This window comes from Streptomyces ochraceiscleroticus, from assembly GCF_000720485.1.
GTDB classification, from domain to species: Bacteria; Actinomycetota; Actinomycetes; order Streptomycetales; family Streptomycetaceae; genus Streptomyces; species Streptomyces ochraceiscleroticus.
In genome coordinates this window covers 389,180-401,944 of record NZ_JOAX01000005.1, presented here as the reverse complement: position 1 = coordinate 401,944, position 12,765 = coordinate 389,180, and the positions used below count along the sequence as shown (strand labels likewise).

Genomic DNA, 12,765 nt, shown 5'->3' with positions numbered 1-12,765 from the left:
GGCTGACGCAGTACGGGTCCCGGCCGGCCCTCGAACCGGCCGGGGCCGCGCCCGACGTGAGGAGACGACATGCCCTCGACCCCGCTGATCAGCGTGGTGGTGCCGTGCTACGACGAGGAGGCGGTGCTGGAGCGGACGCACCGGCGGCTCACCGCCGTGCTGCGCCGCCTCCCGGACTGCGCGCACGAGGTGGTCTACGTCGATGACGGCAGCCGGGACGGCACCTGGCGCACGCTGGCCTCCGTCACCGGCGGCGACCCGGCGGTCCGGCTCCTCCGACTGACCCGGAACTTCGGCCACCAGCAGGCGATTCTGGCCGGGCTGCGGGCCGCGGCCGGGGATGCGGTGGTCACCATGGACGCCGACCTGCAGGACCCGCCCGAGCTGATCCCGGAGCTGGTCGAGCGGTGGCGGGCCGGCTGGTCGGTGGTGTCGGCGCGGCGCACCTCGCGCGCCGGGGAGAGCCGTTTCAAGGTGGTCACCGCGCATGTCTACTACCGGCTGCTGGCCGCGCTCGCCGACCAGCCGGTGGCCCTGGACACCGGCGACTTCCGGCTGCTGGACCGGTCCGTCGTCCGCCTGCTCGCCGAACTCCCCGAAGGAGAACCGTACTTGCGCGGGTCGGTGTGCTGGGCGGGGTTCCCGGAGACGAGCGTGGCGTACGAGCGGCTGCCGCGCCCGGCGGGACGGTCGAAGTACTCGCTGCGGAAGATGGCCGACCTCTCGCGGCGCGGCCTGGTGTCCTGCTCGCCCGCGCCCGCCCGGGCGCCGGCCGTCATCGGCCTCACCTGGCTGGGCGGCGCGGCGATGACCGTCGCCGTGCGCCGCCACCGACTGCCGCTGGCCGCCTGGACGTTCGGCTGCGAGGCGGTGCTGCTGGGCCTGCTCGGCGAGTATCTGCGGCTGGTCCACCGCGAGCTGCGCGGCCGGCCGCCGTACGTCCTGCTGGAACGGCACCCGCCGCAGCCCGGAGGGCAGCCTGCCGGTCCCGTACCGGCCCCGGACGGCACCGTACGACCGCTGGCCGTGGCCCGCGGCGCGCAGGACCGGGCGGCGCAATGAGCACGGCGTCAGCCTGGCCCGCGGATGGCGGCGACTGGGACGTCATCGTCGTGGGCGCCGGCTTCACCGGGCTCGCGGCGGCACACGAGCTGGGCCGGGCGGGGCTGCGCTGTCTGGTCCTGGAGGCGGACGACCGGGTGGGCGGCCTCGCGGGCACGTTTCCGGTCGGCGGGCGGCAGTTGGAGCGCTTCTACCACCACTGGTTCGCCTCCGACACGGACATCTTCCGGCTCTGTGCGGAGCTGGGCTGCGGCCATCTCGTAGAGCGGCACGCGGGCCGTACCGGCTTCTATCACGCGGGCGGCATCCACCGGCTGTCCACGCCGCTGGACGTGGCGCGGTTCGCGCCGCTGCCACTCGCCGACCGGCTCCGGCTCGGCCGGTCGGTGCTGCGGGCCGGGCGGGTCCGACACTGGCGAGAGCTGGAGGCGCTGACGGCCGAGGAGTGGCTGGTGGGGCTGGGCGGCCGCCGGGTGTACGACCGGGTCTGGCGGCCGCTGCTGGAGGGGAAGTTCGGGGAGTACGCGCCGGAGGTCGGCGCGACCTGGATGTGGACCAAGCTGCATCTGCGCGGCGGCAGCCGCAGCCGCGCGGGCCACGAGGTGCTGTACTACCTGCGCGGCGGCTGCGGCGCGCTGCTGGCGGCCTGGCTGCCGGAGCTGGCCCGGCTGGGGGTCCGCATCCGCACATCCTGCCCGGTCACGGACGTACTGGCCGGACCGCACGGGGTGACCGGCGTACGGGCGGGCGGCACACGGTACACAGCGCGGCGGGTGCTGGTGACCACCGCGCCGGGGCCCGCCGCTGCGCTCCTCGCGGACGCGGACCATCCCGCCGTACCCGGCCTGCGGCGGCAGCTCACCGCGATCCCGTACCTGGCCAACATCTGCCTGGTGCTGGAGAACGACCGGCCGCTGTCGGACACCTACTGGCTCAACGTCACCGACCCCGGCTTCCCCTACGTCGGCGTCATCGAGCACACCAACCTCGACCCGGCATGGCACTACGGGGGACGGCACGTGGTCTACCTGTCGACGTACCTGCCGGTGGACGCCGGGCTGTACCGGATGCCGGACGACCAGGTCTACCGCTACAGCCTGCTCCATCTGCGCCGGATGTTCCCCGCCTTCCGGGAGGAGTGGGTGCGCGGGTGTCACGTGTGGCGCGCCGAGCACGCCCAGCCGGTGATCACCCGGTACTACTCGCGGACCGTCCCCGCCACCGAGAGCCCCCTGCCGGGCCTCTACCTGGCCGGCATGGCCCAGGTCTTCCCCGAGGACCGGGGCACCAACTACGCCCTCCGGGGCGGGCAGCGGGCCGGCCGGCTGATCGCCGACCGCATCCGGGCCGCGGCCCGGCCCGCGCACCCCGCCCCGCTCACCACGGGAGCGGCCACATGACCGACCTCTTCACCGCCGAGGACTGCCTGCACATGACGCCACGTCAGGTGCACGGCCTGTACCGCCGTTACATCAGCCGCAGCCAGGTGTCGCTGATCGGCTCGTTCGGCTTCGGGCACGACCTGGCCGAACGCGCCGAGGGCTGCTGGATCACCCTGCGCGACGGACGCCGGATCCTGGACTTCACCGGCGGCATCGGCGTGCTGAACCACGGGCACAACCACCCGCGCATCCTCGCCGCGCGCCGCCGCTTCGCCGAACGCCAGGCGATGGAGGTGCACAAGAACTTCCTCTCCCCCTACGTCGCCGCGCTCGGCCACAACCTCGCGCAACTGCTCCCCGGCGACCTCAACATCAGCTACTTCCCGAACTCCGGCGCCGAGGCGGTCGAGGGCGCGGTGAAGCTGGCGTACAAGTACCACCGCGGCCGCCGCGGCACCGTGCTCCACTCCGACATCGCCTTCCACGGCAAGCTGCTCGGCGCGGGCAGCCTCACCGCGTCCCCGGAGGTGGACTTCCCGTTCCCCGGCCTGCCCGGCACCGACTCCTTCGCCTACGACGACCTGCCCTCCTTCGTCCTCGCCCTGGAACGGCACACCACAGGAGAGGGCGGCAGCGATGTGTACGCGGTGGTGCTGGAGCCGTTCAGCGCCTCGGGGCTGCGCGAGTGCTCCGAGGAGTTCCTGCGCGAGGTGCGGCGGCTGTGCACCGAGCGGGACATCGTGCTCGTCTTCGACGAGGTCTACACCGGCTGGGGCCGGACCGGGACGCTCTTCCACTTCATGCGGTATCCGGGGCTGGTCCCGGACGTGCTGACCACCTCCAAGTCCTTCGGCGGCGGCAAGGCGTCGATCTCCGGTTACATCGCCCGCGAGGCGCTGTTCCGCGCCGCGTACGACAACCTCGCCGACGCGACGCTGCACAGCACCACGTACTACGGCTTCGGTGAGGAGACCGTCACGGCGCTGGAGGCGGTGGCCATCGCGGTCGAGGACGACTATCCGGGCCGGGCCGCGCGGATCGGCGAGCAGCTCGCCGCCGGCCTGGCCCCGATCGCCGCCCGGCACCCGGGTCTGGTCGCGGGCACGGCCGGGCGGGGCGCGCTGCACGGCGTGTTCCTGCGGGCCGGCCATCCGGCGCTGGACCGGGTGCTGCGGCTGCTGCCCGGCTCCTTCGCGCGGGACCCGCGGCTGCGGCTCAAGCTGATCACCGCTGCCGTGATCGCGGCCCTGTACCGGGACCACGACGTGCTGGCGTTCTACGGCTCCAACCACGGCCTGCCGCTGATCGTCGCGCCACCGCTGGTGGCCGGGGACAAGGAGGTCGAGGTGTTCCTGGAGGCGCTGGACGCCGTACTGGACCAGGGCGCGCCCCGGTTGCTGGCGGCCTTCGCCAAGGACAAGGCGGTACGGCGATGAGGGCCGCGGGCGCGCTGGAGCGGGCGCTGTCGGCGAGCGGGCTGCCCGCGGTGTGGGCCGCGCGCCATCCGGTACTGCGGGATCGTGCGGTGAGGGAGCGCGCCCTCGCCCATGTGACCGGCAGTCTGCGGGTCCAGCCACGCCCGTACCGGATCGCGGCCGGGCTCGCCCTCCGTCTGCTGCCGCTCGCGTTCCTACTGGTCACCGGCCGGTGGGCGACCCTGGCCGGGCCGGCGGCGCTGGCGAACGGGAGCGCGCGGCTGGCGCGGCTGCCGGGGGTCGCGCTGCTGCTGCGGTCGGCCGAGGCGCTGGCGCTGTACGGCGGGCTGGACGGCGGCCCGGACCGTCTGGTGGCGGGCGCGGGGGCGCCGCCTCCCGACTCGCCGCCCAAGTCGCCACCTGTACCGCCCTCCGTACCGACGGGAGCGCCGTCATGAGCGGCCGCCGCGCGCCACGCGCCGTCGACTGCGAGACGCTGGTGATCGGCTCCGGAGCGGGCGGGGCCGTCGCCGCGCTGGAGCTGGCCAGGGCGGGCCGCCACCCCCGCGTACTGGAGGAGGGGCCGCGGGTCTCCCCCGCCGAACTCGCCGCCACCGCACCGGCCGACAGCCTGCGCCGCCTGTACCGCAACGCGGGGCTCACCCCGGTCTACGGCAGCCCCGTCATCCCGTACGGCGAGGGCCGCTGCGTGGGCGGCACCACCGTGGTCAACGGCGGACTGCTGTGGGAGCCGCCGGCCGGGCTGCTGGACCGCTGGGCGGACGGCCTCGGCACCGACGGCTACCGCGCCCGCCACCTGGCCGGGCACCTGAGCGAGATCTCCCGGCGGCTGGAGGTGGAGGCGCAGCGGCACGGCGCGGGCAACGAGGACTCCCGGCTGCTGGCCACCGCGGCCGACGGACTGGGCTGGGGCTGGACGCTCGCCCGGCGCGCCGCACCGGGGTGTGCGCACCGCAACCGCTGCCCCACCGGCTGCCCCTCCGGCGCCAAGCGGACGATGGCGACGACGTATCTGCCGGAGGCCGAGCGGTACGGCGCGCGGATCGAACCGGGCGTACGGGCCGTACGGCTGGAACACGACGGCAGTACGGTGCGCGCCGTACGGGCCGTGGGGCCGGACGGTGCGCCGGTGCGGTACCGGCCCCGTACGGTCTTCCTCGCCGCCGGAGCCGTCGGCAGCGCCGCGCTCCTCCAGCGCAGCGGCATCCACCGCAGGACGGCGGGGCGCGCCATGGCCTTCCACGTCAATCTGCGGCTGCCGGTCCGCTTCGGCTCCGCGCTGCACGCCGAGCGGGGCACCATCTTCACCGCCCAGCTCAGCGAGTTCGGCGGGCTGGGCGTCCACGTCATGGCCGCCAACCTCACGCCCGGGTCGCTGGCGGCGGCGCTCGCGCGCCAGGGGCCCGCGGTGATCGACGCGGCGCTGGCCGGCCTGGAGCGGATGGCGGTCTTCACCGTGCAGGTCCGGATGACGGGCCGGATACGCGTCGGCCGGTTCCCCGGCGCGGGCACCGTGCTGCGCCACCGCCTCACCCCGTACGACGTGGACCTGCTGCGCTTCGCGCTGGTGCGCGCCGCGCGGCTGCTGTTCCGGGCCGGTGCCGTCGAGCTGTATCCGCCGGCGCCCGGGGTGCTGGGCTCGCCGCGCGCCGCCGAGGAGTTCGCCCGCCGGTCCGACCCGCGCGGCTGGGACCTGGTCTCCGTGCACGCCATGGCGTCCTGCCCGATGGGGCCGCCCGAGCGGGGCGGGGTGTGCGACACGGACGGCCGCCCGTACGGCTTCCGCAATCTGTACGTCTGCGACGCCGCGGTGCTGCCGGGTCCGACCGGCATCAGCCCACAGGGAACGATCATGGCGTTCGCGCACGAGATCGCCGCCCGGCACCTCACGGCCCCGGCAGCGGGCCCGGTAAGGAGGCACCGATGACGACCGGCCCACATCCGGACGTCCAGGGATTGTTGCGGCCCTCCGGCCCCGAGGTGGACTGCGACGTCGCGGTCATCGGCGCCGGCATGGGCGGCGCCACCCTGGCGTACGCGCTGCGCGACTCCGGCGCCCGCGTCCTCGTCGTCGAGCGCGGCGACTTCCTGCCCCGGGAAGCGGCGAACTGGTCGCCGCACGCGGTCTTCACCCAGCGGCGGTACCGCAACGCCGAGCACTGGTACGACGCCGGCACCGGGCGGCGCTTCCAGCCCGGCGTGCACTACTACGTCGGCGGCAACACCAAGGTCTTCGGGGCGACCCTGCCGCGGTTCCGGGAGGCGGACTTCGGGCCGGTGCGGCACGCCGAGGGCCTCTCGCGGGCCTGGCCCTTCTCGTACGCGGAGCTGGAGCCGTACTACGCCGAGGCCGAGCGGATCTACCGGGTGCACGGCACGGCCGGCCAGGACCCCACCGAACCCTGGCGCTCGGGCGGCTTCCCGTACCCGGCCGTGCCGCACGAACCGGCGATCGCCGCGCTGGCCGACGCGCTGCGGGCACAGGGCCTGGCCCCCTTCGACCTGCCCACCGGGATCGACCTGCGCCCGGACGGGTCGTGCGTGCGCTGCGCCACCTGCGACGGCTTCCCGTGTCTGCTGGGCGCCAAGAGCGACGCGGAGGTGTGCGCGCTGCGGCCCGCGCTGGCCTCGGGGAACGTGTCCCTGCTGACCCGCACCACCGTGACCGGACTGCGGACCGATCCGCCGGGGCGGCGGGTGACCGTCGCCGCCGCCCGGCACGACGGCACGGAGCTGCGCATCCGCGCCGACCGGTACGTGCTGGCCTGCGGCGCGGTCAACACGGCGGCGCTGCTGCTGCGTTCGCGCACCGGGCGGCCCGAGGGCCTGGCGAACTCCTCCGGGCAGGTCGGCCGCAACTACATGGTGCACAACAGCACCTTCCTCGTCGCCGTCGACCCCCGCCGCCCGAGCCGGACCGTCTTCCAGAAAACGCTCGGCCTGAACGACTGGTACCTGGCGAACGGCGCGCACGGCCCGCTGGGCAACGTCCAGACCCTCGGCAAGCTCGTGCCCGCCACCGCGCGCGGCCTCCGGCCCCATCTCCCCACCCCGGTACTGGAGTTCCTCACCGGACACAGCGTCGACCTCTACCTCACGAGCGAGGACCTGCCGGCCCCGGACAACCGCGTCACGGTCGGCCCGCGCGGCGCGATCCGGGTGGGATGGCGGCCGGTCAACCTCGCGCCGCACCGCGAACTGGTGCGCAGGACCGCCCGGATGATGCGCCGCGCCGGCTACCCCCTCGTCTCCGCACGGCGCATGGGCATCGACGTCACCTCGCACCAGTGCGGTACGGCGGTCGCCGGCACCGACCCGGCCACCAGCGTCGTCGACCCGACGTGCAAGGCACACGACCTGACCAACCTCTGGATCGCCGACAGCTCGTGGTTCCCGTCGTCGGCGGCCGTCAACCCCGGCCTGACCATCGCCGCCAACGCGCTCCGCATCGCGGAGAAGGGAGGCTTCCGATGAGCGCCCCGCCCCTGCAGGACCTGTACTGGCCGCCGGTGCGGCCCTTCGAAGGGCTGGCCCCCGAGCTGGCCCGCTTCCTGAGCGCTCCGGCCGACGCCCAGGCGGAGAGGCTGGCCCGGCTCCGTACCGACCCCGAGGCGCACGGCCGATTCCTGCACGAACACCTGGCCACCCTCACCTCCCGGTCTCTCGGTTACCGCGACGGACCGGCCACCCTCACCCGCGACGACGACCTGGAGATCGCGCTGTTCGCCGCGCGGACCCGGCTGGAACGCGAACTCTTCGACGCCTGGGCCACACCCGCGCCGGTACCCGAACTCCACACGCAGGAGGCGGCGGCCGACCACCTGGACGCGCTGGCCGCCGACAACTCCGGCGTCAGCCACCCGCTCTTCCACTACCTGGCGCGGGACGCGACCCGCGACCGCATCGAGTACTTCGTGCGCTGCGAGCTGATCCGCAACGAGGTCGTGGACGACGAGGTCGCGCTCCTCGTGGTCGGGCTCCAGGGCAAGCAGAAGGCGGTCGCCGCCGCCAACCTCTGGGACGAGTGCGGCCGCGGCCGGCTGGAGAACTTCCACACGTACTGGCTCCGCCGCCAGCTCGGCTCGGCCGACGGCTGGGAGGAGCTGGCCCGTTACCGCCGCGAGCACCCCTGGTACGCCAAGATCACCTCCAACCTGTTCACGGCGCTGCTCACCCGCCCGTCCCGCACCCAGGCCGCGTACGGCTGCTTCTTCGTCTTCGAGAGCTGGGTCGAACCGCACTTCCGGCTGCTCCTGGAGGGCATGGACCGGGTGGGTCTGCACGACGAGGACATGCGCCTCTACTTCACCGCGCACACCCGCATCGACCCGCGGCACAGCCAGGAACTCTCCGACGGACTGCGCGCCCAGCGCCCCCGTCTGTCACCCGCCGAGCTCTGCCAGGTGCTGCGCGGCGCCCACCTGGCCGTCGACGCGGGAACCCGCCAGTACGACCGCCTGCTGCGCCACCTGGAGAGGTGACGGGGCCCGGAAGCGGGGTGAGAGCCTGCTGATATCCGGCCGGGCCCCGCAAGCCCACGAAACTTTCCGTTCACACCATTGACTCTCCCCACCCCCCTCCCTACTGTTCCGCCGAATCGCTTCGACGGCAGTTGTCGAAACGGTTCGACGCAGCGGGCCGGCGCATCGGCCCGGCGGGCGCGGTATCGAGGAGAGCGCGATGGTCAAGATCACTGATGTGGCGCGGAGCGCCGGCGTCTCGCCGAGCACGGTGTCCTACGTCCTCAGTGGCAAGCGCTCCATCTCCGCCGCGACCCGGCAGCGCGTCGAGGCGAGCATCCGCGAGCTCGGCTACCGCCCGCACGCCGGGGCGCGGGCCCTGGCGAGCAGCCGGTCCAATGTGGTGGCGCTCGTGATGCCGTTGCGCAGCGGCGTCCACGTGCCCGTGCAGATGCAGTTCGCGGCGTCCGTGGTCACCACGGCCCGCGCGCACGACCACGACGTGCTGCTGCTCACCCAGGAGGAGGGCGAGGACGGGCTGCGGAGGGTGGCGGACAGCGCGCTGGTGGACGCGCTCGTCGTGATGGACGTACAACTGCACGACGCGCGCATTCCGCTGCTTCGCTCCCTCGGCCTGCCCTCCGTGCTCATCGGTTTCCCCGCCGAGGCCGCGGGACTGACCTGCATCGACCTGGACTTCACGGCGACCGGCGCGGAGTGCGTCAGCCACCTGGCGCGGCTCGGCCACCGCTGTGTGGCGCTGCTGGGGTCGCCGCCGGAGGTGTACGCGCGCGACACCGGCTACGCCCGGCGGACGGCGGCGGGCTTCACGGCCGCGGCGCGCCGGTACGGCATGACCTCGACCGTGCTCCCGTGCGCACCCGGCGCACCGGCCGCGCGCGAGACGGTCGACCGGCTGTTGCGCGAGCATCCGGACCTGACCGGCGTGGTCGTACACAACGAGCCGGCGCTCGGGCCGCTGCTGGAGGCGTTCCAACGGGCCGGGCTGCGGGTGCCGGAGGACCTGTCGGTCGTCGCCCTGTGCCCGGACGAGCTGGCCGAGGGGGCCGACGTGCCCCTCACCTCCGTTGCCCTGCCCGCCGCCGAGGTGGGCGAGCGGTCGGTGGATCTGCTCATGGCGAAGCTGGCCGGCCGGGAGGTCCCGGACGCCACGCTGCTGCCCCCGCAGCTCACCGAGCGGGCCAGCACGGCACCACGCGCACACGTGAACCGACTGCCCACATCGACTGATTGCGGGGCCCGGTAACCGGCCCCCGCATCACTGACACCACGTACCACCGGCACCACGCACCCCGTTATCGAAGCGCTTCGACTCGAAGGAGTCCCGTGACGCCACAGGGCCCATCCCGACGTGCCGTGCTCGCCCTCGGATTGGCGGCCGCTCCGCTGGCCGTCGGCCTGGAGCTGACAGGAGCCGCTCCCGCCGCCGCGCGTCCGCGCACCGCACACCCCTTCCGCGACCCCGCTCTCCCCCTGAAGGACCGCATCGACGACCTGCTGCGCCGGCTGACCCGGGCCGAGAAGATCACCCTGCTGCACCAGCATCAGCCGGCCGTCCCACGGCTCGGCATACGCCCGTTCCGCACCGGCACCGAGGCCCTGCACGGTGTCGCCTGGCTCGGCCCGGCCACCGTCTTCCCGCAGGCCGTCGGCCTGGCCAGTACCTGGCACCCCGCCCTGATCAGACGCGTGGGCGCGGCCGTCGGAGACGAGGCGCGCGGCTTCCAGCACGAGCGGCCCGAGGGCTGGGGCCTGAACCTGTGGGCGCCGGTGGTGAACCTGCTGCGGGACCCGCGCTGGGGCCGCAACGAGGAGGGGTACTCCGAGGACCCCCACCTGACCGGCGTCATCTCCACCGCCTACGGCGCGGGCCTGCAGGGCGACGATCCGGTGCACCTGAAGACGGCGCCCACCATCAAGCACTACCTGGCGAACAACAACGAGACCCGCCGTACCACCTCCGACTCGGTCCTCCGCCCCCGCGTCCTGAAGGAGTACGACGAGGCGGCCTTCCGGCCGGCGCTGAGTGCCGACGCGGTCACCGGCGTGATGTCCTCGTACAACCTGGTCAACGGCCGTCCCGCCACCGTCCATCCGGGTCTGAACGACACCGTGCGCAGGTGGGCGAAGAAGGACCTCTTCAACGTCACGGACGCGGACGCCCCCAACAACCTGCTCCCCGGCGCCCAGGACTACTACCCCACCCGCGCCGAAGGGGACGCCGCCGCCCTCAAGGCAGGCATCGACAGCTTCACCGCCGACAGCGCCGAGCCCGGCAAGACCGTCAAGGCGCTCACCACGGCCCTGGAGAAGGGGCTGATCGACGAGGCCGACATCGACACAGCGGTGCGGCACCTGCTCGGCATTCGTTTCCGGCTCGGCGAGTTCGACCCCGACGGCGGCCCGTACGCGCAGATCAGCAGGTCGGTCATCGACAGTCCCGCACACCGCGCGCTGGCCCGCGAGACCGCCGACGAGGCGATCGTCCTGCTCAAGAACGACGACGCGGCCCTGCCACTGGACGCGAAGACGCTCAAGAAGGTCGCCGTCGTCGGCCCGCTGGCCGACACCCTCTACACCGACTGGTACTCAGGCACCTTGCCGTACGCCATCACTCCACTGAAGGGCGTCACGGAGCGGCTGGGCTCCGCCGGAACCGTCACCACCAGCGAAGGTGTGGACCGTGTTGCGTTCCGCAACAAGGCCACCGGCGCGTACCTCACGGCGGGCAGCGGTGCGAACGGCGCGGTCCTCACCGAGAAGGGCGGAAGTGCGGACGCCACCGGGCAGTTCGACGTCTTCGAGTGGGGCCAGGGCGTCGTGACACTGCGCAGCGTGGCCAACGGCAAGTACGTGGGCTACGACGGGAAGGCATTCCGCAACGACCAGGAACAGCCGAACGGCTGGTACGTCCAGCAGCAGTTCGTCCTGGAGGAGCGGGACGACGGCAGCCGGCTGATCCGCTACGCCGGGTACGAGACCGCCGCCGACTGGTTCGGCGACAAGACGTACCTCACGGCGGACGCCGCCGGGACGCTGCGGCTGACCACCGAGGACGATGCCGCGCGGTACGAGGCGGAGGTGGTGCGCGGCGGCGTCGAGCACGCCGTCGAGGCGGTACGGGGCGCGGACGCGGCGGTCGTCGTGGTCGGCAGCATGCCGTGCATCAACGGCCGCGAGGACCACGACCGTACGGACATGGCCCTGGCCGCGGGACAGGACGCGCTGGTCAAGGCCGTCCGCACGGCCAACCCGCGCACGATCGTCGTCCTGGAGACCAGCTATCCCGTCACCACCACCTGGGAGCGCGTGCCGGCGGTCCTGTGGACCACGCACGCGGGCCAGGAGACCGGGCACGCCGTCGCCGACGTCCTGTTCGGCGACCACAACCCGGCCGGGCGGCTCACCCAGACCTGGTACCGCTCGGCGGACGACCTGCCGGACCTGCTCGACTACGACATCATCGCCTCGGACCGCACCTACCTCTACTTCCGCGGCGATCCGCTGTACCCCTTCGGGCACGGCCTGTCCTACACCTCGTTCCGCTACGGCCGGCCCGAGCTGTCCGCGCACACGGTGGACGCGGACGGTACCGTCACCGTTTCCGTACGGGTGACCAACACCGGCGACCGGGCCGGCGACGAGGTCGTGCAGCTCTACACCCACCAGCGCACCTCGCGCGACAAGCAGCCGCTCAGGCAACTCCGCGGCTTCGCCCGCGTCCACCTCGAGGCGGGCCGGAGCACGACCGTACGGCTGCCGCTGCGCGCCGCCGATCTCGCGCACTGGGACGTCACCCGCGGCCGGTGGGCCGTGGAGAGCAGCGTCCACGACGTGCTGGTGGGCGCGTCGTCACGGGACATCCGGGGGCGCGCGGCGCTGCGCGTGGACGGCGAGCGGATTCCGGCCCGGGACCTGAGCGGGACCACGCGCGCAGCCGACTTCGACGACTACCGGGGCGTGCGGATCGTCGACGAGAGCAGGGTGCGCGGGGAGGCGGTCGGTGCCACGGAACGCGGCGACTGGATCGTCTTCCGGGACGCCGAACTCGGCTCCGGGGCACGGGAGTTCACCGCACGCGTCGCGAAGGAGGGCGGCGGCAGCGGGACCGTACAGGTGCGGCTCGGCTCGCCGGACGGGCCGCTCGCCGGGACGGCCGAGGTGCGCGGCACCGGCGACCGGTACACCTACGCCACCGTGACCGCCCCGCTGCGCGGCGCCCGCGGCCGGCACGACGTCCATCTCGTCTTCTCGGACGCGATGCGGCTGAGCACCTTCTCCCTGCGCTGACGCAGCCCCTTCCGGCGCCCGGCACCTTACCGCACCGCCCCGGCGCCCGGCGCCGTACCGCACTTCCCCCGGCGCCCGGCGCCGTACCGCACCTCCCCTGAGCCGCCTCCGAAC

General features: G+C 73.8%; 9 protein-coding genes. All 9 read left to right on the top strand.

Annotated features, from left to right (window positions below; all coding sequences use genetic code 11):
- Window positions 1-69: 69 nt before the first annotated feature.
- The 9 genes from IG84_RS0109570 to IG84_RS0109530 all read left to right on the top strand — a co-directional run bounded on the left by IG84_RS0109570 (window position 70) and on the right by IG84_RS0109530 (window position 12,651).
- On the top strand, window positions 70-1,062 hold the full coding sequence (locus IG84_RS0109570; protein WP_051861555.1) for a glycosyltransferase family 2 protein: 993 nt from the start codon (window positions 70-72) through the stop codon (window positions 1,060-1,062).
- A complete protein-coding gene (locus IG84_RS0109565; RefSeq protein ID WP_051861554.1) occupies window positions 1,059-2,462 on the top strand; it encodes an NAD(P)/FAD-dependent oxidoreductase in 1,404 nt (467 codons plus the stop codon). Before IG84_RS0109570 ends, IG84_RS0109565 begins: the two co-directional genes overlap by 4 nt.
- Window positions 2,459-3,880: an aspartate aminotransferase family protein gene (locus IG84_RS0109560; protein ID WP_031053831.1), complete on the top strand. Its 1,422-nt coding sequence runs from the start codon at window positions 2,459-2,461 to the stop codon at window positions 3,878-3,880. Before IG84_RS0109565 ends, IG84_RS0109560 begins: the two co-directional genes overlap by 4 nt.
- A complete protein-coding gene (locus IG84_RS40520; RefSeq protein ID WP_031053830.1) occupies window positions 3,877-4,317 on the top strand; it encodes a hypothetical protein in 441 nt (146 codons plus the stop codon). The genes IG84_RS0109560 and IG84_RS40520 overlap by 4 nt, the downstream gene beginning before the upstream one ends.
- Window positions 4,314-5,807, top strand: coding sequence for a GMC family oxidoreductase N-terminal domain-containing protein (locus IG84_RS0109550; RefSeq protein WP_031053828.1), 1,494 nt, complete (start codon window positions 4,314-4,316; stop codon window positions 5,805-5,807). Before IG84_RS40520 ends, IG84_RS0109550 begins: the two co-directional genes overlap by 4 nt.
- Window positions 5,804-7,354 (top strand): FAD-dependent oxidoreductase, encoded by a 1,551-nt coding sequence (locus IG84_RS0109545; RefSeq protein ID WP_051861553.1) that lies wholly within the window; start codon window positions 5,804-5,806, stop codon window positions 7,352-7,354. The genes IG84_RS0109550 and IG84_RS0109545 overlap by 4 nt, the downstream gene beginning before the upstream one ends.
- Complete coding sequence (locus IG84_RS0109540) at window positions 7,351-8,361, top strand: iron-containing redox enzyme family protein (protein WP_078648711.1); 1,011 nt, start codon at window positions 7,351-7,353, stop codon at window positions 8,359-8,361. The genes IG84_RS0109545 and IG84_RS0109540 overlap by 4 nt, the downstream gene beginning before the upstream one ends.
- Before the next feature lie 199 nt (window positions 8,362-8,560).
- The gene (locus tag IG84_RS0109535; protein ID WP_051861551.1) at window positions 8,561-9,607 is read left to right on the top strand and encodes a LacI family DNA-binding transcriptional regulator; all 1,047 of its coding nucleotides are present in this window, start codon (window positions 8,561-8,563) and stop codon (window positions 9,605-9,607) included.
- An 80-nt stretch (window positions 9,608-9,687) separates the two neighbouring features.
- A complete protein-coding gene (locus tag IG84_RS0109530; protein WP_031053816.1) occupies window positions 9,688-12,651 on the top strand; it encodes a glycoside hydrolase family 3 protein in 2,964 nt (987 codons plus the stop codon).
- The last annotated feature ends 114 nt before the right edge of the window (window positions 12,652-12,765 follow it).

Bases quoted from the DNA above. Each gene is read 5' to 3' on its own strand.
- IG84_RS0109570 (WP_051861555.1), top strand. From the start codon at position 70: ATGCCCTCGACCCCGCTGATCAGCGTGGTGGTGCCGTGCTACGACGAG.
- IG84_RS0109565 (WP_051861554.1), top strand. From the start codon at position 1,059: ATGAGCACGGCGTCAGCCTGGCCCGCGGATGGCGGCGACTGGGACGTC.
- IG84_RS0109560 (WP_031053831.1), top strand. From the start codon at position 2,459: ATGACCGACCTCTTCACCGCCGAGGACTGCCTGCACATGACGCCACGT.
- IG84_RS40520 (WP_031053830.1), top strand. From the start codon at position 3,877: ATGAGGGCCGCGGGCGCGCTGGAGCGGGCGCTGTCGGCGAGCGGGCTG.
- IG84_RS0109550 (WP_031053828.1), top strand. From the start codon at position 4,314: ATGAGCGGCCGCCGCGCGCCACGCGCCGTCGACTGCGAGACGCTGGTG.
- IG84_RS0109545 (WP_051861553.1), top strand. From the start codon at position 5,804: ATGACGACCGGCCCACATCCGGACGTCCAGGGATTGTTGCGGCCCTCC.
- IG84_RS0109540 (WP_078648711.1), top strand. From the start codon at position 7,351: ATGAGCGCCCCGCCCCTGCAGGACCTGTACTGGCCGCCGGTGCGGCCC.
- IG84_RS0109535 (WP_051861551.1), top strand. From the start codon at position 8,561: ATGGTCAAGATCACTGATGTGGCGCGGAGCGCCGGCGTCTCGCCGAGC.